The organism is Staphylococcus sp. MSU001 (assembly GCF_052976705.1).
Map to the genome: position 1 here is coordinate 22,669 of NZ_JBRIKK010000001.1, position 23,367 is coordinate 46,035.

At 29.7% G+C, this 23,367-nt stretch carries 25 protein-coding genes, 1 pseudogene and 1 riboswitch; all 26 genes and pseudogenes read left to right on the forward strand.

Annotated elements, in window-relative coordinates; genetic code table 11:
• Positions 1–102: 102 nt before the first annotated feature.
• The 26 genes and pseudogenes from dnaG to gcvT all read left to right on the forward strand — a co-directional run bounded on the left by dnaG (position 103) and on the right by gcvT (position 23,365).
• A complete protein-coding gene (gene dnaG, locus ACVBFA_RS00120) occupies positions 103–1,899 on the forward strand; it encodes a DNA primase (RefSeq protein ID WP_002457735.1) in 1,797 nt (598 codons plus the stop codon).
• A 270-nt stretch (positions 1,900–2,169) separates the two neighbouring features.
• A complete protein-coding gene (gene rpoD, locus ACVBFA_RS00125; protein ID WP_002446547.1) occupies positions 2,170–3,276 on the forward strand; it encodes an RNA polymerase sigma factor RpoD in 1,107 nt (368 codons plus the stop codon).
• 154 nt (positions 3,277–3,430) lie between these two features.
• Positions 3,431–4,120, forward strand: a complete 690-nt coding sequence (locus tag ACVBFA_RS00130) for a tRNA (adenine(22)-N(1))-methyltransferase (protein ID WP_002476250.1) — start codon at positions 3,431–3,433, stop codon at positions 4,118–4,120.
• Positions 4,110–5,210, forward strand: coding sequence for a Nif3-like dinuclear metal center hexameric protein (locus ACVBFA_RS00135; RefSeq protein ID WP_002446545.1), 1,101 nt, complete (start codon positions 4,110–4,112; stop codon positions 5,208–5,210). The genes ACVBFA_RS00130 and ACVBFA_RS00135 overlap by 11 nt, the downstream gene beginning before the upstream one ends.
• Before the next feature lie 34 nt (positions 5,211–5,244).
• Entirely contained in the window at positions 5,245–6,591 is a 1,347-nt protein-coding gene (locus ACVBFA_RS00140; RefSeq protein WP_002446544.1) for a DEAD/DEAH box helicase, read from the forward strand.
• A 9-nt stretch (positions 6,592–6,600) separates the two neighbouring features.
• Positions 6,601–7,491, forward strand: coding sequence for a deoxyribonuclease IV (locus tag ACVBFA_RS00145; RefSeq protein ID WP_002446543.1), 891 nt, complete (start codon positions 6,601–6,603; stop codon positions 7,489–7,491).
• 201 nt (positions 7,492–7,692) lie between these two features.
• Positions 7,693–8,491 (forward strand): annotated as a pseudogene (locus ACVBFA_RS00150) (metal ABC transporter ATP-binding protein).
• A 33-nt stretch (positions 8,492–8,524) separates the two neighbouring features.
• On the forward strand, positions 8,525–9,373 hold the full coding sequence (locus ACVBFA_RS00155) for a metal ABC transporter permease (protein WP_002446541.1): 849 nt from the start codon (positions 8,525–8,527) through the stop codon (positions 9,371–9,373).
• Positions 9,374–9,375: 2 nt separating this feature from the next.
• Positions 9,376–9,795 carry a Fur family transcriptional regulator gene (locus tag ACVBFA_RS00160; protein WP_001831164.1) on the forward strand — a complete coding sequence of 140 codons (420 nt, stop codon included), beginning with the start codon at positions 9,376–9,378 and terminating at the stop codon, positions 9,793–9,795.
• Positions 9,796–10,198: 403 nt separating this feature from the next.
• Entirely contained in the window at positions 10,199–10,798 is a 600-nt protein-coding gene (locus ACVBFA_RS00165; RefSeq protein ID WP_001831217.1) for a superoxide dismutase, read from the forward strand.
• Between the two features lie 400 nt (positions 10,799–11,198).
• A complete protein-coding gene (locus ACVBFA_RS00170; RefSeq protein WP_002475076.1) occupies positions 11,199–13,286 on the forward strand; it encodes a peptidoglycan D,D-transpeptidase FtsI family protein in 2,088 nt (695 codons plus the stop codon).
• 104 nt (positions 13,287–13,390) lie between these two features.
• A complete protein-coding gene (rpmG, locus tag ACVBFA_RS00175) occupies positions 13,391–13,540 on the forward strand; it encodes a 50S ribosomal protein L33 (RefSeq protein ID WP_001830957.1) in 150 nt (49 codons plus the stop codon).
• 180 nt (positions 13,541–13,720) lie between these two features.
• The gene (locus ACVBFA_RS00180; protein WP_002446539.1) at positions 13,721–14,272 is read left to right on the forward strand and encodes a 5-formyltetrahydrofolate cyclo-ligase; all 552 of its coding nucleotides are present in this window, start codon (positions 13,721–13,723) and stop codon (positions 14,270–14,272) included.
• Entirely contained in the window at positions 14,273–15,733 is a 1,461-nt protein-coding gene (locus ACVBFA_RS00185) for a rhomboid family protein (RefSeq protein WP_038813170.1), read from the forward strand.
• The gene (locus ACVBFA_RS00190; RefSeq protein WP_002446537.1) at positions 15,717–15,917 is read left to right on the forward strand and encodes a YqgQ family protein; all 201 of its coding nucleotides are present in this window, start codon (positions 15,717–15,719) and stop codon (positions 15,915–15,917) included. Before ACVBFA_RS00185 ends, ACVBFA_RS00190 begins: the two co-directional genes overlap by 17 nt.
• Positions 15,917–16,903 (forward strand): ROK family glucokinase, encoded by a 987-nt coding sequence (locus ACVBFA_RS00195; RefSeq protein WP_002446536.1) that lies wholly within the window; start codon positions 15,917–15,919, stop codon positions 16,901–16,903. Before ACVBFA_RS00190 ends, ACVBFA_RS00195 begins: the two co-directional genes overlap by 1 nt.
• Positions 16,903–17,229: an MTH1187 family thiamine-binding protein gene (locus ACVBFA_RS00200; protein WP_001831234.1), complete on the forward strand. Its 327-nt coding sequence runs from the start codon at positions 16,903–16,905 to the stop codon at positions 17,227–17,229. The genes ACVBFA_RS00195 and ACVBFA_RS00200 overlap by 1 nt, the downstream gene beginning before the upstream one ends.
• Positions 17,229–17,852: an MBL fold metallo-hydrolase gene (locus tag ACVBFA_RS00205; RefSeq protein WP_126122678.1), complete on the forward strand. Its 624-nt coding sequence runs from the start codon at positions 17,229–17,231 to the stop codon at positions 17,850–17,852. The genes ACVBFA_RS00200 and ACVBFA_RS00205 overlap by 1 nt, the downstream gene beginning before the upstream one ends.
• Before the next feature lie 56 nt (positions 17,853–17,908).
• The gene (gene comGA, locus ACVBFA_RS00210; protein ID WP_002446534.1) at positions 17,909–18,883 is read left to right on the forward strand and encodes a competence type IV pilus ATPase ComGA; all 975 of its coding nucleotides are present in this window, start codon (positions 17,909–17,911) and stop codon (positions 18,881–18,883) included.
• A complete protein-coding gene (gene comGB / locus ACVBFA_RS00215) occupies positions 18,855–19,922 on the forward strand; it encodes a competence type IV pilus assembly protein ComGB (protein ID WP_002446533.1) in 1,068 nt (355 codons plus the stop codon). Before comGA ends, comGB begins: the two co-directional genes overlap by 29 nt.
• 17 nt (positions 19,923–19,939) lie before the next feature.
• Positions 19,940–20,257 carry a competence type IV pilus major pilin ComGC gene (comGC, locus tag ACVBFA_RS00220; protein WP_002446532.1) on the forward strand — a complete coding sequence of 106 codons (318 nt, stop codon included), beginning with the start codon at positions 19,940–19,942 and terminating at the stop codon, positions 20,255–20,257.
• Positions 20,247–20,684 carry a competence type IV pilus minor pilin ComGD gene (gene comGD, locus ACVBFA_RS00225; protein WP_002446531.1) on the forward strand — a complete coding sequence of 146 codons (438 nt, stop codon included), beginning with the start codon at positions 20,247–20,249 and terminating at the stop codon, positions 20,682–20,684. The genes comGC and comGD overlap by 11 nt, the downstream gene beginning before the upstream one ends.
• Positions 20,671–20,964 (forward strand): hypothetical protein, encoded by a 294-nt coding sequence (locus ACVBFA_RS00230; protein WP_002446530.1) that lies wholly within the window; start codon positions 20,671–20,673, stop codon positions 20,962–20,964. Before comGD ends, ACVBFA_RS00230 begins: the two co-directional genes overlap by 14 nt.
• The gene (locus tag ACVBFA_RS00235) at positions 20,888–21,379 is read left to right on the forward strand and encodes a competence type IV pilus minor pilin ComGF (RefSeq protein WP_002457724.1); all 492 of its coding nucleotides are present in this window, start codon (positions 20,888–20,890) and stop codon (positions 21,377–21,379) included. The genes ACVBFA_RS00230 and ACVBFA_RS00235 overlap by 77 nt, the downstream gene beginning before the upstream one ends.
• 164 nt (positions 21,380–21,543) lie before the next feature.
• A complete protein-coding gene (locus tag ACVBFA_RS00240; protein WP_126122647.1) occupies positions 21,544–22,056 on the forward strand; it encodes a shikimate kinase in 513 nt (170 codons plus the stop codon).
• Positions 22,053–22,195, forward strand: a riboswitch (glycine riboswitch). It overlaps the preceding gene by 4 nt.
• Before the next feature lie 78 nt (positions 22,196–22,273).
• Entirely contained in the window at positions 22,274–23,365 is a 1,092-nt protein-coding gene (gene gcvT / locus ACVBFA_RS00245; RefSeq protein ID WP_002457722.1) for a glycine cleavage system aminomethyltransferase GcvT, read from the forward strand.
• Positions 23,366–23,367: the final 2 nt, after the last annotated feature.

The window sequence follows — 23,367 nt, forward strand, 5'->3', positions numbered from 1 at the left end:
TTTATAGGTGGCATTTATAGTTTGAAATATATTCCTTCATTCTTTTAGTAACCACATAAAAATAAAGAATTAGCAATTATGAATATTGATAGGTGATGTCTTTTGCGTATAGATCAATCCGTCATTGATGAAATAAAAAATAAAACTGATATATTAGATTTAGTTAGTGAATATGTAAAACTTGAAAAAAGAGGACGCAATTATATCGGTTTGTGTCCTTTTCATGATGAAAAGACACCCTCATTTACAGTTTCAGAAGATAAACAAATTTGTCATTGTTTTGGATGTAAAAAAGGTGGTAATGTTTTTCAATTTACGCAAGAAATTAAAGACGTATCATTTGTTGAAGCTGTAAAAGATTTGGGTGAACGAGTGAATATCCAAGTTGATATAGGGCAGAACCAAACAAATTCCTCGACAAAAATTGCGTCTGATGAGTTGAAAATGATTGAGATGCATGAACTCATTAAAGATTATTATCATTATGCTTTAATGAAAACAGTTGAAGGTGAGGAAGCCCTCAATTATTTACATGAACGTGGCTTTACAGATGACCTTATTAAGGAAAGAGAAATTGGGTATGCACCTGATAACTCACATTTTTGTCATGATTTTCTTGAAAAAAAAGGATATGATATAGAACTAGCATTTGAAGCAGGTTTGTTATCTCGAAATGAAGAGAATTTCACATATTTTGATAGATTTAGAAATAGAATTATGTTTCCTTTAAAGAATGGACAAGGACGAATTGTTGGGTATTCAGGACGGACATATACGAATCAAGAACCAAAATATTTAAATAGTCCGGAAACACCTATTTTCCAGAAGCGTAGAATTTTATATAATTTAAATAAAGCACGTAAATTTATTCGAAAACAAGATGAGATTATTTTATTAGAAGGTTTCATGGATGTAATTAAATCAGATTACGCTGGATTAAAACAAGTTGTCGCTAGTATGGGTACCCAGTTATCACAAGAACATATTACTTTTTTACAAAAACTAACGCAAAACGTAACATTAATGTTTGATGGTGATTATGCTGGTAAAGAAGCTACTATAAAAACTGGACAAGCACTGTTGAATCAAGGATTAAATGTGTTTGTGGTTCAACTACCTTCAGGTATGGACCCTGATGATTATATTAGAAAATATGATAACGAACAATTCATAAAATTTGTTCAACAAGACAAACAATCATTTGTGCTATTTAAAGTTAAAATGTATCAAAATGAGATTAATCATAATGATCTTGCATACGAAAAACATTTTAAAGAAACTGTGCGAGACCTTTCTTTAGTCAATTCAGGTATTATTCGTAATAAACTTATTCAAAACATAGCTGATATATTTAAAGTTAGTCCAGAAACCATTCAATATGAGTTAGATGCAACTTATCAACATCAGATGCCGTCGAACACTTATCCCACTTTTCAAGATGAGCCAAGTAAACAACAATTAATACTCGGTCGTCTGACTAAAAATGAGAAAGCAGAAAGAGCTTTAATTAAGCATTTAATGAAAGATAAAGATACTTTTTTGAATTATTATCAAAAAGTTGTACCAGAAGACTTTACAAATAGCTATTTAAAGCGTATATTTAGTTATTTGTACGACTATTATTCAAAAAATGATTATTATACAATTAGCGATATGATGCAATATATTGAATCTAATGAATTGAGAGAAGTTCTTATTGAATTAGATCAATATCATCTAAATGATGAACCTTATGAAAACGAAATAGAGGACTATATTCAAATTATTAAAAATAATAATAACGAAGATTCTTTAGAAAGTTTGAATTATAAATTAAGGGAAGCATCACGTATTGGAGATTCAGAATTACAAAAATATTATTTGCAACTTATCGTTAACAAAAATAAAAATCGAATGTAAAAGCAATATTTATAAGAATTTAATTTAAAATTCAAGAGTAGTTAATCAAATATGGTTACTTTAATTATTTAACGGGTAAATTTGTTATATCAGAACTTCTAAAGTGTATATTTATTCAATTGAACACCACTTATTTAAGCACATATCACTTGATTTTCACTTACTCAGTGTAATCCAGTGATTATTTAGAATATACAAATCATATTAAATTGATATAATATATAATTATTAATAGATTATCAGTATTTACTAAAATCGGGAGGCCTTTTCATGTCTGACAACCAAGTTAAAATTAAAAAGCAAACAATTGATCCGACTTTAACACTAGAAGATGTTAAAAAACAATTAATTGATAAAGGAAAAAAAGAAGGTCATTTAAGTCACGAAGAAATCGCTGAAAAACTACAAAATTTTGAAATGGACTCAGATCAAATGGATGATTTCTTCGACCAATTGAATGACAATGACATTACACTTGTCAATGAAAAAGATAGTTCTGACACGGATGATAAAATCAATCCTAATGATTTGAGTGCCCCTCCTGGTGTCAAAATCAATGACCCAGTGCGTATGTATTTAAAGGAAATTGGTAGAGTTAATCTTTTAAGTGCTCAAGAAGAAATTGAGCTTGCAAAAAAAATTGAACAAGGTGATGAAATTGCTAAATCACGATTAGCTGAAGCAAACTTACGTTTAGTTGTTAGTATTGCTAAAAGATATGTTGGTCGTGGCATGTTATTCTTAGATTTGATTCAAGAAGGTAATATGGGCTTAATTAAAGCTGTTGAAAAATTTGATTTTAGCAAAGGATTTAAATTTTCAACATATGCCACTTGGTGGATTAGACAAGCTATTACACGAGCAATTGCTGACCAAGCGCGTACAATTCGAATACCAGTTCACATGGTAGAAACGATTAATAAATTGATTCGTGTTCAACGTCAATTATTGCAAGATTTAGGCAGAGATCCAGCTCCTGAAGAAATTGGAGAAGAAATGGATTTACCACCAGAAAAAGTCAGAGAGATTTTAAAAATTGCACAAGAACCCGTTTCCTTAGAGACGCCAATCGGTGAAGAAGATGATAGTCATTTAGGAGACTTCATAGAAGACCAAGAAGCTCAAAGTCCATCTGATCATGCAGCATACGAATTGTTAAAAGAACAATTAGAAGATGTTTTAGATACACTTACTGACAGAGAAGAAAATGTTTTACGTTTACGTTTCGGTTTAGATGATGGACGAACAAGAACACTAGAAGAAGTTGGAAAAGTATTCGGTGTAACACGTGAAAGAATTCGTCAGATTGAAGCAAAAGCTTTAAGAAAACTAAGACATCCTAGCCGAAGTAAACGTCTTAAAGATTTCATGGATTAAATTAAAGGAATAAGACATTGGCGTTTGAATTATTAATTAATAGTAATGTCGTTTAACTAAATCATCACACTAAAGTAGGGTGGGATAGTGAATTCAAATTTCTTATTACTGAATTCTATCCTACTCTTTTTTAATACATATAAGGAGTTTAAAAATGATTAACCTTAACCAAAGATTATCAATTGTATGCTCATTTATTAAAAGAGGAACATTGGCTGATATTGGCTCAGACCACGCATATCTACCTATATATGCAATTCAAAACGACTTATGCACAAAAGCAATAGCAGGAGAAGTTATTCAAGGACCTTATAAGGCCGCTAAAAGAAATATTGCAAATTATGAATTAAATCAACTGGTTGATGTACGTCTAGGCGATGGTCTAAGCGTTATAAACGCAGAAGATCAAATTGATAATATAACTGTTTGTGGTATGGGAGGACCATTAATTGCAAAAATTTTAAACGATGGGAAAGATAAATTAGTTAACCACCCAAGACTCATACTACAAAGTAATATACAAACTCAAGCATTAAGACAAACTCTTAACAAACTCTCATATGAAATCGTTGATGAAAGAATCATAGAGGAAAAGGGTCACATATATGAAATCGTGGTAGCTGAGTTTAATAATAACTTAGTTAAATTAAATATATTACAAGAAAAATTCGGACCATTTTTACTTAGAGATTGTAATAACATTTTTCAAAAAAAATGGAAAAGAGAGTTACAAGCACTGCGTGATATAAAATCTCAATTGAATTCAACTTCACATCATGAGAGACTAAAAGAAATAGAAGATGAAATCAACTTAATACAAGAGGTGTTAATTAATGAAAATTAGTGAACTGATGAAAATTTTAAATAATCACGTTCCATTTCATCAAGCTGAATCATGGGATAATGTAGGATTATTAATTGGTAATGATAATTTAGATATTACAGGTATTCTGACAACTCTCGACTGCACCGATGATGTTGTTAACCAAGCAATTGAACTTAATACTAATACCATCATTGCTCATCATCCACTTATTTTCAAAGGAGTAAAACGCATTGTTGAAGATGGATATGGTAGTATTATTCGTAAACTTATCCAAAATAATATCAATCTTATAGCATTACACACTAACCTTGATGTACATCCTGAAGGTGTCAATCGAATGTTAGCGCATCAATTAGGTTTAGAGAACATATCCATGATTAATACAAATAGCTCATATTATTACAAAGTTCAAACTTTTATACCTAAAAATTATGTTGAAGATTTCAAAGACAGTTTAAACGAACTTGGATTAGCTAAAGAAGGTAATTACGAATATTGTTTCTTTGAAAGTGAAGGTAAAGGACAATTTAAACCAGTAGGTGATGCAAACCCTTATATAGGGAAGTTAGATAGTATCGAATATGTTGATGAAATAAAACTTGAGTTTATGATAAAAAGCAATGAATTAGAAATAGCTAAGCGAGCTATTTTAGATAATCACCCATACGAAACACCAGTTTTTGATTTTATTAAAATGAACAAAGAAAGTGAGTATGGATTAGGGATTATTGGACAATTAAACAAAACTATGACTTTAGATGAATTCTCTGAATATGCAAAAAAACAACTCAGTATACCAAGCGTACGATATACAGGTCAACATGATAGTCCAATTAAGAAAGTAGCAATCATAGGCGGTTCAGGTATAGGATTTGAGTATAAAGCTAGCCAACTTGGAGCAGACGTTTTTGTTACTGGTGACATTAAACACCATGATGCTCTAGATGCTAAAATCCAAAATGTAAATTTATTAGACATCAATCATTATAGTGAGTATGTTATGAAAGAAGGATTAAAAGAATTATTAGCAAAATGGTTATTTAAATATGAAAATCAATTTCCGATATATGCCTCTGAAATCAACACAGATCCATTTAAATATAAATAAATGTTATTGATAAACATTTAAAGGAGAACAAATTATGTCAAAACATCCATTTGAACACTTTAATTTAGATGAGAATTTAATTGAAGCTGTTAAAAATCTTAATTTTGAAAAACCGACCGAAATCCAAAATAGAATCATACCGAGAATTCTTAAAGGAACAAATTTAATAGGACAATCTCAAACTGGAACTGGAAAATCACACGCTTTTCTCTTACCATTAATTCAACTTATAGAAAGTGACATTCAAGAGCCACAAGCCATAGTAGTAGCTCCAACACGTGAACTTGCTCAGCAACTTTATCAAGTTGCTATGCATTTAGTAAAATTCAAAAAAGGTATAAATGTAAAACTTTTCATTGGTGGCACCGATTTAGAAAAAGATAAACAACGATGTAACCATCAACCACAACTCATTATTGGTACACCAACAAGAATTAATGATTTAGCACATTCAGGTTATCTTCATGCACATTTAGCCTCATATTTAATTATAGATGAAGCGGATTTAATGATTGACCTGGGTCTCATTGAAGATGTTGATCATATTGCAGCGAGATTAGATAATGAAAATGCTCATCTAGCGGTATTTAGTGCAACAATACCTAAATCATTGCAACCATTTTTAAATAAATATTTAAGTCAACCAGAATTTGTAGTAGTAGATGGTAAAGCTCATAATAAAGAAAATATCGAATTTTATCTAATTCCTACAAAAGGTTCTGCCAAGGTAGATAAAACATTGGAACTGATAGATATATTGAATCCTTATCTATGTATTATTTTCTGTAACAGTCGTGAAAATGCCGATGAATTGGCAGACACTTTAAATAAAGAAGGAATTAAAATAGGTATGATTCATGGTGGTTTAACACCAAGAGAACGTAAACAACAAATGAAAAGAATAAGAAATTTAGATTTTCAATTTGTCATTGCAAGCGATCTTGCTTCTAGAGGAATAGACATTGAAGGCGTAAGTCATGTTATTAATTTCGATGTACCCAATGACATCGATTTCTTCACACATCGCGTAGGTCGAACAGGAAGAGGTAATTATAAAGGAGTGGCCATTACATTATATGGTCCTGATGAAGAAAGTAATATTACTCTTATCGAGGACAAAGGTTATAAATTTAAAAATGTAGATATCAAGAATGGTGAATTAAAACCGATTAAGGCACACAATATGCGTAAATCAAGACAACGCAAAGATGACCATTTAACCAATGAAGTTAAACACAAAGTAAGAAGTAAATCAAAACGTAAAGTTAAACCAGGCTATAAAAAGAAATTTAAACAAGAAGTTGAAAAATTGAAACGTCAAGAAAGAAAGCAGTATAGTAAAAAGCAAAAAAGACAAAAACGAAAAACTAATAAAGGATAGGTGAAATGAATGTTACTAGGATCACATGTTTCAATGAGTGGCAAAAAAATGCTGCAAGGGTCAGCAGAAGAAGCACATAAATATGGTGAATCAACATTTATGATTTATACAGGTGCACCACAAAATACAAGACGTAAAAATATTGAAGATTTAAATATCGAAAAAGGCCAACAGGCAATGAAAACATATGGTTTATCAAATATCGTTGTACATGCACCATATATCATTAACATTGCAAATACAACCAAACCTGAAGTATTTAATTTAGGAGTTGACTTTCTACAAAAAGAAATCGAAAGAACTCAAGCACTTGGAGCAAAAGATATTGTACTACATCCTGGGGCGCATGTCGGAGCAGGTGTAGATAAAGGAATCCAAAAAATTATTGAAGGACTTAATGAAGTACTCACACATGATAATGATGTAAGAATAGCACTTGAAACTATGGCGGGTAAAGGAACAGAAGTAGGGAGATCTTTTGAAGAAATTGCTCAAATAATTGATGGTGTTACACATAATGATCGCTTATCAGTTTGTTTTGATACGTGCCACACTCATGATGCCGGATATAACGTCAAAGAAGATTTCGATGGTGTACTAGAAAAATTCGACAATATAATTGGAGTAGATCGAATTAAAGTAGTACATGTTAATGACAGTAAAAACCTAAGAGGTGCACAGAAAGATCGTCACGAAAATATCGGTTTTGGTCATATTGGCTTTGATGCACTTAATTACGTAGTGCATCATGATACTTTTAAAAATATTCCAAAAATATTAGAAACTCCATATGTTGGTGAAGATAAAAAAAATAAAAAACCACCGTATAAATTAGAAATAGACATGTTAAAATCACAAGAATTTGATCCAGACCTCAAGAACAAAATTTTAAATCAATAAAATATTTATAAAATTAAGCCATTCATCGTCTTTTCATTCAGTGAATGGCTTAATTATTTGATCATGTTAAATAAAAATAATAACGTTTTAATTACGACTATCAAGTCATTAGACTAATTATAGAACAACCAAAAATATATGTAATTTAAAATAGTCGTAAACATTACTATTTACATAAAAATTAATAAGTTGTATAGTTATATGCGAGGTGAAAACCATGACAACGCCAGTTTTTGAATTACGAAATTTAGATTATTATTTCGATAATAAGCATGTATTAGAGAACATAAATATCAAAATTAATAAGGGCGAATTTTTAGCAATTGTTGGTCCAAACGGGGCAGGTAAATCTACTTTACTAAAAGTCATATTAGGGCTATTGCCTATACAAAAGGGTGAGATAATTGTTGAAGGAAAACCATTTAAAGGTAATAAATCTTCATTGAAAATTAGCTATGTCTCTCAGAAAGCTTCTGCCTTCAATGCAGGTTTCCCAGCTAGTGTAAAGGAAGTTGTTTTAAGTGGTCTGACTAAAACCAAAAAAATATTTCAAAGATTCAATAAAAGTGATTATCAAAAAGTCAAAAAGGTATTAGAGAGATTAAATATATCTCATTTAATAAATAAAAATATAGCTGAACTATCTGGTGGACAACAACAACGTGTACTTATTGCTAGAGCACTTATTTCTAACCCAAGTGTGCTAGTGTTAGATGAACCTACAAACGGAATTGATGCAAAACATGTAAGCGAATTTTACGATACACTTGATAAATTAAAAAAGCAGGGGATTACAATAATTTTAGTCACCCATGATATTGGCGTTGTAGCAGATACCGCTACAGAAGTAGCATGTTTAAATAAACATCTTCATTTCCATGGTTCTACAGAAGCATTCAAGTCTTTAGATGAAGTGGAAATTTCAAAAATTTATGGTCATCCTATTCAATTTGTTGATCATCAACACAACCGAACATGTTGTAATGAGGGAAATGAATAAATTTATATTAGAAACAAAGAGGAAGTGTAACTTTTGATAGATGCGTTATTAAATTTTGATTTTATTAGATATTCTTTGATTAGCGGTCTGCTTATTGGCTTTATCGCACCATTAATAGGTGCATTTATTGTAGTTCGAAGACTATCATTAATTGCTGACGCTTTGAGCCACGTGACATTAGGTGGCATTTCCTTTGGTATGTTTTTGCTTACCATTATTCCCGTATTCTCAGTAATAAACCCTATGTGGTTTGGTATTCTTTTTGCTGTTATTGGAGCGTTATTAATTGAAAAATTAAGAACTTCATTTTCTAATTATCAAGAAATTGCAATTCCTATTATAATGAGCGCTGGTATTGCCCTAAGTGCTATTTTTATTTCTCTAGCAGATGGTTTTAATCAAGAAATCGTAGGCCTACTATTTGGATCAATTAGTGCAGTAAATATTAGTGATTTAACTACAATTATTATCATTACAATAATTGTTCTCATATTTATTGTTTTATTTTATAAAGAATTATTTATTTTATCATTTGACGAAGAATATAGTAAAGTCATAGGTATACCAAAGTGGATTCAATTTTTGTTTATAGTAATTGTTGCAATGGTTATATCTGCATCAATGAGAGTTGTAGGTATATTATTAGTAAGCGCGTTAATAACTCTTCCTATAGCAATTTCAATGAGAATAACTAAAGGATTTAAACAATTAATAGCATTAAGTATTATATTAGGAGAACTGTCTGTAATTCTAGGATTAATTATAGCTTTTTACATGAATATATCACCTGGTGGTGTCATTGTTGTACTATTAGTAGTAATGCTCATACTAACGATGACTATTAAGAAGTTAAAAATTAAGTTCAAAAAGGGAGTCGTTTAAGAATGAATACAAATGATGCAATTAAAGTTTTAAAAGAAAACGGACTTAAATACACTGATAAACGTAAAGATATGCTAGATATCTTTGTTAAAGAGGATAAATATTTAAATGCTAAACATATTCAACAACAAATGGATAAGGACTATCCTGGAATATCATTTGATACTGTATACAGAAATCTTCATTTATTTAAAGATTTAGGCATTATAGAGAGTACCGAATTAGATGGAGAAATGAAATTCAGAATCGCATGCACAAATCATCACCATCATCATTTTATTTGCGAAAATTGCGGAGAAACTAAAGTGATTGATTTTTGTCCAATTGAGAAGATTAAAAGTCAATTACCCAATGTAAATATTCATACTCATAAACTAGAAGTGTATGGTATTTGTGAAGAATGTCAACGTAAAGCAAACTAAAAAACATTCGGATCATAATACTGGCACATTTCATCATTTCAATTTAAAATTTTCGGTCATGAAATTTTAAATATTTAATATAAAATGAATACTCATGATTTGTAGCAAAAGAACCTAGTGATAATAACTGAAGTTCTTTTACTAATTATAGGCCATTAGTCGTATTTATTAAAATTTATGTATTTTTATGTTTAATCTTCACAAATTTGAGATATATTTATAGTATATCAATTAGTAGATTTAGAAAAATATTAAGAAGATTCACATTAACAATTTTGATAAATTGTAGTGTGGGTCGGGAAAACAATTCTGCAATTAAAACTTTTTTGAAAGCATATTCTTTGTTGCTTATAAATCTACTTGTTATGATATAGTTATAGACAATTTAGGAGGATGATTATTTATGGCTTTTGAATTACCAAATTTACCTTATGCATATGATGCATTAGAACCACACATCGACAAACAAACTATGGAAATTCATCATGATAAACACCATAACACATATGTTACAAAATTAAATTCAGCAGTTGAAGGGACAGATTTAGAAGCTAAATCAATCGAAGAAATTGTTGCTAATTTAGATAGTGTGCCATCTAATATTCAAACAGCTGTTCGTAATAATGGCGGTGGACACCTTAACCATTCATTGTTCTGGGAACTATTATCACCAAATTCTGAAGAAAAAGGTGAAGTTGTAGATAAAATAAAAGAACAATGGGGTTCTTTAGACGAATTTAAAAAAGAATTTGCAGATAAAGCTGCAGCACGCTTTGGTTCAGGATGGGCTTGGTTAGTTGTAAACAATGGACAATTAGAAATTGTTACAACACCAAATCAAGATAATCCAATTACTGAAGGAAAAACACCAATTTTAGGTTTAGATGTTTGGGAGCATGCTTATTATCTTAAATATCAAAATAAACGCCCAGACTATATCAATGCATTCTGGAATGTTGTTAACTGGGAAAAAGTTAATGAATTATATAATGCAACTAAATAATCAATATTAAATAACTTTAGAACATAGAAATTCTAAAAATCAGTTTAAACAATACCTTATATTTTTTGTTGTAGCCCTTAGATGATCGTCATCTAAGGGCTAATTACATATAAAACTAAATACTATCTACAACACGTGAGAAATGAGATTCATTACTTAATATCCATTTTTATTAAAATCTAAATTAACATAAAAGTATATGCATTTAGTTTGAATTACAATACTGATGAAACCGATGTAAAAATTTTTATTATTGATTATTGTTTAAAAGTATATTTATAAATTTGATTATCAATTGATAAAGAAATTTTTCTGCGTCTCTTTTTTGTTAAAATGATAGAAAAATAATCTAATATCATATATCATTTGTATGAGAGACTTTGAATAGAGGTAGGTTGTTTTGCTGAAAAGATTAAAAGAAAAAACAAATGATGAAAAAATGAGAAACACCATGAATAAAAGAATCAATTTCATATTTGGATTTATAGTATTTATCTTTGCTATAGTCGTATTGAGATTAGGTTATTTACAAATAGCACAAGGATCTCATTACAAACAATTAATCAAAAACGATGAAAATATAACTGTTAATGAATCAGTACCAAGAGGCCGAATACTAGATAGAAATGGCAAAGTACTAGTTGATAATGCTTCAAAGATGTCTATTACATACACTAGAAACCGTAAAACTTCACAAAAGGAAATGTTAAATACTGCTAAGAAACTGACAGATTTAATTAAAATGGATACGGATAAAATTACTGAGAGAGATAAAAAGGATTTTTGGATTCAAATGTATCCGTCATCTGCTAAAAAGTTAATGAGAAAAGAACAATTAATGTTAGAAGATGGCAGTATTTCACAAGAACAATTTGATACACAATTAAGAGATAAAATAGGAAAAAAACAATTAAAACAGTTAACTAAAAAAGATTTGCAAGTTTTAGCAATTTATCGGGAAATGAATGCTGGGTCAACTCTAGATCCTCAAACAATTAAAAATGAAGACGTAAGCGAGAAAGAATATGCAGCCGTATCACAACAACTTTCTAAATTACCTGGTGTAAACACTACAATGGATTGGGATAGAAAATACCCATACGGTGATACTTTAAGAGGTATATTTGGAGATGTGTCGACTTCGACTGAAGGTATACCTAAAGAATTAACCGAACAATATTTATCAAAAGGTTATTCACGTAATGATCGTGTCGGTAAATCTTATCTTGAATATCAATACGAAGATGTTCTTAAAGGCACGAAGAAACAAATGAAATATACAACTGATAAATCTGGTAGAGTAATAAGTTCAGAAGTACTTAATCCTGGTTCAAGAGGTCATGATTTACAATTAACTATAGATATTGATTTACAGAAAAAAGTAGAATCTTTATTAGAAAAACAAATTTCTAAGTTACGTAGTCAAGGTGCTAAGGATATGGACAATGCGTTAATGGTTGTCCAAAATCCTAGAAATGGAGACATACTTGCTATGGCAGGGAAGCAAATTGATAAGCAGGGTAAACTCAAAGATTATGATATTGGCAACTTTACAGCTCAATACACGGTCGGTTCTTCAGTAAAAGGAGGAACATTATTAGCTGGGTACCAAAATAAAGCTATTAATGTTGGAGAAACTATGGTAGATGAGCCATTAAAATTCCAAGGTGGTTTAACTAAACGATCATATTTTAATAAAAATGGTCATGTATCTATTGATGATAAACAAGCACTTATGCATTCATCAAACGTATACATGTTTAAAACCGCACTTAAATTAGCAGGTGATCCCTATACTTCAGGTATGTCATTACCTAATAATATAGCAGATGCGGGTCGTAAATTGCGTAAAGGGTTAAATCAAGTAGGTCTTGGCTTAAAAACAGGCATTGACTTACCGAACGAAACGCCAGGCCAAATAGAGCCCTTAACTAATAATCCTGGTAACTATTTAGACTTAGCTATTGGACAATACGACACATATACACCACTTCAGTTGTCCCAATACGTATCAACTATTGCAAATGATGGCTATAGAATTCAACCACATATTGGATTGTCTATTTATGAATCTACTAATAAAGATGAAACTGGCCCATTAAAACGTAAAATTAAGGGTAATGTTTTAAATAAGGTAAATAACTCAAGTGACGAAATTAAAGAAGTTCAAGAAGGATTTAAAATGGCTTTCAATGAAAAGCAAGGTACGGGTTATGCTAGTTTTAGAAATACTGTAGTACCTTCAGCTGGTAAAACTGGGACTGCTGAAGTTTTTCAAGATGGAGAACCTAGAGTTAATTCAACATATATCGGTTATGCACCCGTCGATAATCCTAAATTATCTTTTTCAATTGTCTACACAAATCAACCTGTTCCACCACCTTGGTTAAATGGTGGAGATTTAGGTAGAGACGTAATCAACTACTATTTTAAAGATAAAGATAATAAAGATGACTCTCGATCTAATAACGAAGAGAAAGAAGATTAATTTAAATTGTCAACTTAACTAATCATAAAATTATACTTTGCAATTAGTTAAGTAATTGGTATAATAAATAAGTCGTATTTTGAAAAGGTAAGGAGGAGAAATTCATGCGCGTAAACGTTACATTAGCTTGTACAGAATGTGGAGATAGAAATTATATCTCAACAAAAAACAAAAGAAATAATCCTGAACGTGTAGAAATGAAAAAATATTGTTCACGTGATAATAAACATACTTTACATCGTGAAACTAAATAATTAATGTTTTTAAATTTGTACATGACGATATAAAATCGATTTAATCCCTTTAAAGTAACCACTTATAAAAGTGAAAACTTTGAAGGGATTTTTCATTTACTTTTTGTCTTTAAATACCAACTTAATGACATTAGTTACTATAAACGTTATAATGTTAAGTGAACGAAATGGGTGAATAAAATGGATAAAAAGGGACTACGTAGAAATATAATTAAAAAGATGAAATCTTACGACAAAGTACAAAAACATTTGGCTGATGAATGGTTGGCTAAGAAATTATATCAAAGTGAAGCTTATCGCAAAGCTAACAAAATTGGTATTGTTTTATCGATGCCTCATGAAGTTAATACATATCCAATTATTACTTATTCGCTACATAATAATAAAAAAATTTTTGTTCCTGAAACAAATTATCAACAGCAAGAAATGACTTTTAAACAACTATTATCAATTGAGGATATCGAGAAAGATGGCAAAGGTATTTATCATTCTATTTCCCCAGTCGGTACAACGAATAAAATGGACTTAATTGTAGTACCTGGGGTTGCATTTGATAAATTGGGCTATCGAATAGGTTATGGTGGTGGTTATTATGACCGATTCCTGAGCCAACATAGAAGTAATACAGTTAGTTTACTATATGATTTTCAGTTAGCCCAATTCAATATAGAACCACACGATCAACCTGTAGAGCAATTAATTATTTATCACAATAAAGTGGTGGAGGAATAAATGAATATTAATAAACTTTATTGGAAGGCCTTATATTACTGGATTAGGTATCTTAATTATAATGTAATTTATCGTGATAAAGGGGACGATGAAATATGGTTGTCTCATAAGAGAAAACAATCCATTGTTGTTTTTAGAAAAAATGTTACATCTACCCAAGAGATTAGGTTTGATAAATCAAAAATTATGGAACGACCTGAAGAAATACAACAATTCATCGGTTATTTACCTGAATCTTATGAATTTTATTATTTTACGGATAAAGAGCTTTCAAAAGAAAATTTAAATGAAGAAAAACCAACTAAACTGAAATTTAAAATTTTAAGCAATGAGCAAAGCTTAAAGTCACTCCCTATAAACTTTTTACTTATAAAAATGCTAATTAATAATGAAGATAAAAAGACTTATCTTTATTACAAAAGAAAAGTTTTGACACAAAATCTTGTTGATAAACATATGCAACGTTTTACCCCTATTACATATACACTTATCTTAATTAATATTGTGATATGGTTATGTATGATTTTATACTTAAATCGATTTTCTGATGTTAAACTATTAGAAGTAGGTGGACTTGTTCATTTTAATGTTGTACATGGAGAATGGTATAGACTTATTTCGTCAATGTTCTTACATTTTAATTTCGAACACATTTTAATGAATATGCTTTCTCTATTTATTTTTGGTAAAATTGTCGAATCAATCATTGGTTCATGGCGAATGCTAATAATTTATATTATATCCGGATTATATGGAAATTTTGTTTCTCTATCTTTTAATACGTCTACAATTTCAGTCGGTGCTAGTGGAGCAATATTTGGCTTAATTGGTTCTATTTTTGTGATTATGTATTTAAGCAAGAATTTTAATAAAAAAATGATTGGCCAGTTATTAATTGCATTGGTTGTTTTAATCGGTTTTTCACTTTTTATGTCTAATATTAATATAATGGCACACTTAGGTGGATTTATCAGTGGTGTATTAATTACATTAATAGGCTATTATTTCAAAACACATCGCTCTTTATTTTGGGCATTTTTGATTGTATTTTTACTTATATTCATTGTTTTACAAATTAGAATATTTACTATAAGTGAGGATAATATCTATGATAAATTAATTCGGGATGAAATGATTAAAGGTAATTATAGCGAAGCAAAACATGTTGTAAAGCAAACACTTAATAATAATTACGCCGATGATGAAACATATTACCTTAGTGGTTTGATTACTGCAACTAAGAGCTCGCAAGCAGAGGCCGTATCAGAATGGGAAAGAGGTTTAAGAAAATTTCCAAATTCAGGTGTACTTAATTATGAATTAGCTATAGCTAATCGTTCTTTAAGTGATGATAAAAAGGCTTTAAAATATATAAAAAAAGCTGTAGCAATTAATCCTAATAATAAAAAATATGTTAATTTAAAAAAAGAGTTGAGTAAATCTAATGACGCGAAAAATTAAAAATTTTTATGACGTGTTACAATTACTTAAAACATATGGTTTCATTATCTATTTTAAAAATCCAGATGATATGTATGAAATGATGATACAAGAGATTAAATCCTTATATAGTTATCAATTGTTAACGAAGGATGAATATCTGAATTGTATACTGATAATAAATCAAAGAAGGAATGAAAAATAATGACAGATATTATTTTAGCTGCCGATATAGGCGGAACAACTTGTAAATTGGGGATATTTGACAAGGATTTAGAACAATTGCATAAATGGTCTATTGATACTGATACAAGTGACCACACTGGTGAGTTACTTTTAAAAAACATTTATGATTCTTTTACTGAAAAGGTTGCAGAATTTAAATATGATTTTAACAATGTTGTTGGAGTCGGTATTGGTGTTCCTGGACCTGTTGATTTTGATACTGGAGTTGTATACGGAGCTGTTAATTTACATTGGCCAGGTAGTGTCAATGTAAGAGAAATTTTCAAACAATATGTTAATTGTCCAGTTTATGTTGATAATGATGCTAATGTTGCTGCATTGGGAGAAAAACATAAAGGTGCCGGTGAAGGTGCTGATGATGTAGTAGCAATTACTTTAGGTACCGGACTTGGTGGAGGTATAATTTCTAATGGAGAAATCGTACATGGACACAATGGGTCAGGCGCTGAAATTGGACATTTAAGAGCTGATTTTGATCAACGTTTTCAATGCAATTGTGGTAAATCAGGGTGTATAGAAACAGTTGCTTCTGCTACTGGTGTAGTAAATTTAGTTAATTTCTATTATCCTAAATTAACGTTTAAATCATCAATTTTACAACTTATTAAAGATAACCAAGTAACAGCAAAAGCTGTATTTGATGCAGCTAAAGCCGGTGATCAATTCTGTATATTTATAACTGAAAAAGTTGCAAATTATATCGGCTATTTATGCAGTATCATTAGCGTTACTAGTAATCCAAAATATATTGTTCTAGGAGGGGGCATGTCTACTGCCGGACTTATCCTTATAGAAAATATTAAAACTGAATATCGTAATTTAACTTTTACTCCAGCTCAAAATAATACTGAGATAGTACAAGCTAAATTAGGGAATGATGCTGGTATTACTGGTGCAGCTGGACTTATCAAAACATATATCATAGATAAAGAGGGTGCTAAATAATGGCAATTGTTGATGTAGTAGTTATTCCAGTAGGAACAGAGGGTCCTAGTGTAAGTAAATATATAGCAGAAATCCAAACAAAGTTAAATGAATTTAAACAACAAGGGAAAATTGATTATCAATTAACACCAATGAATACATTAATCGAAGGTGATTTGAAAGATCTTTTTGAGGTGATTCAAGCGATTCATGAATTACCTTTTGATAAAGGATTAGATAGAGTTTGTACAAATATTAGAATTGATGATCGTCGAGATAAATCAAGAAAAATGAATGATAAATTAAAATCAGTACAAAAACATCTAGACCATAGTGGTGAATTATAATGCGAATTTCAAATTTAACATTAGGAATCGTTGACACTAATACGTACTTCATTGAGAATGAAGAAAATGTAATATTAATCGATCCCTCAAGTGAAAGTCAAAAAATAATTAAAAAATTAAATCAAATCAATAAACCTTTAAAAGCAATTTTATTAACACATGCACACTATGATCATATCGGAGCATTAGATGATATTATTGAAAAATATCAGGTTCCAGTTTATATGAGTAAAGATGAGTTTGATTTTTTAACTGATCCAGATAAAAATGGCTCATCTAAATTTACACAATATGGTATATCTAAAATAGAAAGTCACGCAAATCCATTAAGTTTATCAGAGGGTCCTGCAGAGATTGAAGGATTTAAATTCAAAGTATTACATACGCCTGGTCATTCTCCAGGTAGTCTTAGTTTTGTTTTTAATGACTTTGCTGTTGTTGGCGATACTCTGTTCAAAAATGGTATCGGTCGTACAGACCTTTATAAGGGAGATTATGAAACATTAATTGATTCAATAAAAGATAAATTATTTGAATTAGAAGGTGATATGCCACTTTTCCCTGGACATGGGCCTTACACCACAGTTGACGATGAGCAACTCAATCCTTTTATAAATGGTTAATATTAGAGAGTAAAAAAATCGCCTCCTACGTTTATATATGTAGGAGGTGATTTTTTTTGAAAATTTTATTTGAACAGATTATCAATCATGCAATTAAGCAAGAAGCAAGTGACATACACTTTATACCATGTGAGGAACACACTATAATTAAGCTAAGAATTAAAGATGAGCTCACAATATATGATACACTTTCATTTCCAATTTATAAAAAATTACTTATATACATGAAGTTTCAATCTGGGTTAGATGTATCAACACAGCATAGGGCACAAAGTGGTAGATATAGTTATAAGATGAAGCGTTTATATTATTTAAGAATCTCTACATTACCGTTATCATTAGGCAATGAAAGTTGTGTAATTCGTATAGTACCTCAATACTTCCAAACTAAACGAGAATCATATGAATTTAAAGATTTTAAACATTTCATGAAAAAGAAACAAGGTCTACTTTTGTTTAGTGGGCCAACTGGCTCTGGCAAAAGTACTTTAATGTACCAAATGGTCCTTTATGCACATCAAAATTTGAATTTAAATGTAATATCAGTTGAAGATCCAGTAGAACAAATACTCAATGGAATCACACAAATATCAGTTAATGAAAAGGCAGGTATAAATTATGAAAGCTCTTTCAAAGCCATTTTAAGGTGTGATCCGGACGTAATTTTAATTGGTGAAATCAGAGATTCTACCGTAGCTAAATACGTGATTCAAGCCAGTTTAAGTGGACATTTAGTTTTGTCGACAATGCACGCGAATGATTGCAAGGGAGCATTATTACGATTATTAGAAATGGGTATTTCTGTCCAAGAGTTGTGCCAGGCAATCAATTTAATTTCTAATCAAAGATTAATCACTACTACTACAAATACTCGTCAACTAGTATCGGAATTAATGTTTCAAAGCCAAATCAATTATTTTTTTGAACATAATCATTCTTTACCTAAAAATTTCACAAAATTATCTACACATTTAAACAAAATGTCTAAAGAAGGTGTTATATGTGAAGAAGTTGTCGATAAATACATTTAAATATAAGAGGAATAAATATCTTACTGAAATACAATCAATAAACTTATTACAGAGATTACATCAGCTTTTAAGTCACGGATTCACTTTATATCAAAGTTTTAAATTTTTAAACTCTTATTTTAAATATAAAGAACGAACAATAAATGAAAAGATTATCCAACATCTACAAAACGGCGCTACATGTTATGATATTTTAAAAATGATAGGGTATCCAGAATTAGTTCTTCTTCAAATAAAATTTGCTGAAAACTACGGTAACATTGATGAGGCTCTCGTTGATACTGTTCAATATATGAAAAGAAATTTGAAAGCTAAAAAACGACTCATCAAAACCTTACAATATCCTGTTGCATTAATTTCTATCTTCTTATTCATATTAACCATTTTAAATATAACTGTCATACCTCAATTTCAACAACTTTATGAGACTATGAATGTTAAATTATCAACATTTCAAAATCTACTAACTCTTATTATTACCCTTCTTCCCAAGCTAACTTTCATTTTTATCTTTATGAGTGGTATAGCATTTTTTATCACTTATAAATTTTACTATTATCTACCAATTGAGAGAAAATTAAAATCTATTTTAAAAATCCCAATGATTAATACGTATTATAAAATATATAGAACTTATCAACTTTCCAATCAGCTTTCTTTATTTTACAGAAATGGTACAAGTCTTCAACAAATCGTCCAAATATATCGTAATGAGCAAGATAACGAATTTCTTAAATTTCTGGGTAATTGTCTTTTTAAAGAAGCTAATAGAGGGCTCCCGTTACCTACTATATTAATGAATCTACAATGTTTTCAAAATGATTTAATTAAATTCATAGAACAAGGAGAGAAAAATGGAAAATTAGATATAGAATTAAAATTATACAGTCAAATGTTATTACAGCAATTTGAGGAAAAAGTGTTAAAACAAACAAAATTTATACAACCTATCATCTTCTTTATCTTGGGAATTTTTATTGTATCTTTATACTTAGTCATTATGCTTCCTATGTTCGAACTTATGCAAACAATAAAATAATTTGAGGAGTGACATCAATGAAAACATTGAAATTATTGAAACAAACACGAGCATTTACCTTGATAGAAATGCTTTTAGTATTACTAATAATCAGTTTATTATTAATACTTATAATTCCAAATATTGCAAAACAAACATCTCATATTCAGTCAACTGGATGTGATGCTCAAGTTAAAATGGTAAACAGTCAAATAGAAGCTTACGCTTTAAAACATAACCGCAACCCTTCTAATATTGATGATTTGGTTTCAGATGGTTTTATAAAAGAAGGACAAAAAACATGTAAATCCGGTCAGACAATTAGTATTGCAAATGGAGAGGCAGTTGCCAATTAAAAACATTAAAGCATTTAGTTTAGTCGAGATGATTTTTACTTTGTTTATTATCAGTTGCTTGTTGATAACAACTTTATGGTCACGAAACCTATTCGACATTCAGCTAATTGATGAAGAACATGAAATTAAGCAATTAATAACAAAATTTAATTACTATAAATCTAAAGCTATTAGCAACAATGAATCGATAACTTTATTATTTTTTAATAATTCAAATAGAGTACAAGTAGTTGAAGAAAATGGAGATAAATATAGTTTTAAACTTAATAAAGGAAAAGTGACTAATATAGCTAAAATTCAAACATTAAATTTTGATAAAAATGGAAATATCAATCATTTTGGTTCGCTCATTTTACAATATAATTCACATGCTTATAGATTAATCTTCCATATTGAAAAGGGGCGTTTGAGATTTGTCAAAATATAAATTTAAAGGGTCTTTAATTATTGATGCATTGCTAGCCTTTTTTATAGTTAGTACAATAACAATGATTTTAATACCTATGTTTTCAAACTTAAACAATCAGTATCTTATCAATTTAAATAACATAAAAATCAAGCAAATCATGATAACTAGTCTTCAACACTATAAAAAGAAAGAACTTTATCAAGGGGTTGTAATAGAAAATTATGAAATACAATTATTCAATCATAAAATATGTGGGGCGGATAAAGCATTTAATACGCGAACATGTATTTCTATTTAATATAAAAGCATTTACCTACATCGAAGCATTATTTGCTTTATTTGTGACTACTTTAATACTCACTTTATTACCTACTATACTTAAATTGACTTCATTTTATCTAAATACTGCTCAAAATAACGAAGATATTCAATTTGAATTTTTTAGAAGAGATTTACTTAAAGAGAAAATGACGACTAAAAACAATTATGAGATCGAAAATGCATATACAATTAAACTTAAGAAAAATAAAGATGTTATTAGGTATATTTATAAGAACCGTAAAATTTACAAAAATATTAATCAAAGAGGTAATATTACATTGTTAAATCATGTCTTATCTACTCGTATATTAAAAACGAACGATAATATAGTGAAATTATTAATAACAACAGGAGATGCGAACGATAAACACAAAGAAATCCTTTTTTTATAGCCAAAAAGCGTTCATTAGTTTATATTTAATAGTAATTTTTTCAATTTATTTATCAATTATATCTTTTTATATCTCTCAATATAGTTTAAAATTAAAGACAATACATAACTTAGATGTTTACTACAATAAAGTTATCGTTAATAAGTTAAAAGAGGTAGATTAATTTGAAGAGTATTCAAGTGCCTATTATTTTAGTTGGTTTCATGGGAACTGGTAAAACCACTGTTGGAAAATATCTTTCAGATTTATATAATTTAAGTTATGTGGATTTAGATAAATTTATTGAAGTAAATGAATGTAAATCTATACCTGATATATTTAATGATATCGGAGAAAAAGGTTTTAGATCATTGGAGACAAAGTACCTAAAAGCATGTCTCAATACTTTCGATATTATTTCAACTGGAGGAGGTATTATAGAAGATACGAATTCATTAAAGCTCTTAAAAAGCCAAAAGCATGTGGTTTGGCTAGATTGTGACATTGAAATCATTTTCAAACGAGTTAAAAATGATTCACATAGACCCAATGCTAAAAGTAAAAATCTTAACCAACTTGATGCCTTGTATTCTTCAAGACTTTCAAGATATAATGAAATCGCATTCATGAAAGTTGATAGTGCACAGAGTGTCTCTGAAATTTGTACTTTAATTAAAACAAAATTATTAAGCGATTGATCAGTATTAGAGAGAATAGAGATCAAAACTTGAATCATTATGAGTTAAACGATTATAGTCTATTACAATTTTGACTCTCTATCGCCGAAGGTGCAAGTGAAATAACGAAACTCTCAGGCAAAAGGATAATACTGTGACGCATTCCTGAAATGAGTATTAAAACAGGGTAGCTTTATGCTATCCTGTTTTTTAAAAATTATTAATTGGGGGTACAAGTATGACAACAGATTTGAAAAAAACACCTTTATATCAAAATTACGTTGATAGTGGTGCTAAAATTGTTGAGTTTGGTGGATGGGCAATGCCTGTTCAATTCTCAAGTATCAAAGAAGAACATAACGCAGTTAGATATAATGTTGGTCTTTTTGATGTAAGTCATATGGGAGAGATAGAGATTAGTGGTAAAGATGCAGAACAATTTATACAATACATCCTTTCTAATGATACAAATCTTCTAACAAATGATAAAGCAATGTATAGTGCTTTATGTAATGAAGAAGGTGGAGTCATTGATGATTTAGTTACATATAAACTTAATGAAAACCACTACTTGCTTATTGTAAATGCTGCAAATACCAATAAAGATTATCAATGGATTAAAAAACATAGCTCTAATTTCACCGTAGATGTAAGCAATACTTCAGACAAATACGGACAATTAGCTATTCAAGGTCCTCGTTCAAGAGCATTGATAAATGAATTAGTGGATGTAGATGTAAGCCATATGGCAATGTTTGAATTTAAACAGAATGTACAACTTTTTGGTAAATCTATTATTCTTTCGCAGTCTGGTTATACTGGAGAAGATGGCTTTGAAATTTACTGTAAGCAAGAAGATACTAAGGATATATGGGAACAATTATTAAAATACGATGTTACACCATGCGGTTTAGGTGCTCGTGATACTCTAAGACTTGAAGCTGGATTACCTTTACATGGTCAAGATTTATCTGAATCAATTACTCCTTATGAAGGAGGAATAGCCTTCGCTGCTAAACCGTTAATTGCAAATGATTTTATTGGCAAATCAGTACTCAAAGCTCAAAAGGAAAATGGTTCCGAGCGTAGAACAGTAGGTCTTGAACTATTAGGTAAAGGCATTGCTAGAACAGGTTATGAAGTACTAGATGAAAATAGTAATCAAATTGGTTTCGTTACATCAGGAACACAATCCCCATCTTCTGGTAAATCTATAGCACTTGCAATAATAGATAGAGGTGCATTTGAAATGGGCAAAAAAGTAATAGTGCAAATACGTAAGCGTCAAGTTGAGGCAAAAATAGTTAAAAAAAATCAAATTGAGAAATAAAT

Excerpts from the sequence above, each read along its gene's own strand:
- ACVBFA_RS00135 (WP_002446545.1), top strand. The coding sequence starts at position 4,110 with ATGAAAATTAGTGAACTGATGAAAATTTTAAATAATCACGTTCCATTT.
- comGC (WP_002446532.1), top strand. The coding sequence starts at position 19,940 with ATGAAAACATTGAAATTATTGAAACAAACACGAGCATTTACCTTGATA.
- ACVBFA_RS00165 (WP_001831217.1), top strand. The coding sequence starts at position 10,199 with ATGGCTTTTGAATTACCAAATTTACCTTATGCATATGATGCATTAGAA.
- rpmG (WP_001830957.1), top strand. The coding sequence starts at position 13,391 with ATGCGCGTAAACGTTACATTAGCTTGTACAGAATGTGGAGATAGAAAT.
- ACVBFA_RS00145 (WP_002446543.1), top strand. The coding sequence starts at position 6,601 with ATGTTACTAGGATCACATGTTTCAATGAGTGGCAAAAAAATGCTGCAA.
- ACVBFA_RS00180 (WP_002446539.1), top strand. The coding sequence starts at position 13,721 with ATGGATAAAAAGGGACTACGTAGAAATATAATTAAAAAGATGAAATCT.
- ACVBFA_RS00140 (WP_002446544.1), top strand. The coding sequence starts at position 5,245 with ATGTCAAAACATCCATTTGAACACTTTAATTTAGATGAGAATTTAATT.
- rpoD (WP_002446547.1), top strand. The coding sequence starts at position 2,170 with ATGTCTGACAACCAAGTTAAAATTAAAAAGCAAACAATTGATCCGACT.
- ACVBFA_RS00160 (WP_001831164.1), top strand. The coding sequence starts at position 9,376 with ATGAATACAAATGATGCAATTAAAGTTTTAAAAGAAAACGGACTTAAA.
- ACVBFA_RS00190 (WP_002446537.1), top strand. The coding sequence starts at position 15,717 with ATGACGCGAAAAATTAAAAATTTTTATGACGTGTTACAATTACTTAAA.
- gcvT (WP_002457722.1), top strand. The coding sequence starts at position 22,274 with ATGACAACAGATTTGAAAAAAACACCTTTATATCAAAATTACGTTGAT.
- ACVBFA_RS00235 (WP_002457724.1), top strand. The coding sequence starts at position 20,888 with ATGAAATACAATTATTCAATCATAAAATATGTGGGGCGGATAAAGCAT.
- ACVBFA_RS00205 (WP_126122678.1), top strand. The coding sequence starts at position 17,229 with ATGCGAATTTCAAATTTAACATTAGGAATCGTTGACACTAATACGTAC.
- ACVBFA_RS00200 (WP_001831234.1), top strand. The coding sequence starts at position 16,903 with ATGGCAATTGTTGATGTAGTAGTTATTCCAGTAGGAACAGAGGGTCCT.
- ACVBFA_RS00185 (WP_038813170.1), top strand. The coding sequence starts at position 14,273 with ATGAATATTAATAAACTTTATTGGAAGGCCTTATATTACTGGATTAGG.
- ACVBFA_RS00130 (WP_002476250.1), top strand. The coding sequence starts at position 3,431 with ATGATTAACCTTAACCAAAGATTATCAATTGTATGCTCATTTATTAAA.
- ACVBFA_RS00195 (WP_002446536.1), top strand. The coding sequence starts at position 15,917 with ATGACAGATATTATTTTAGCTGCCGATATAGGCGGAACAACTTGTAAA.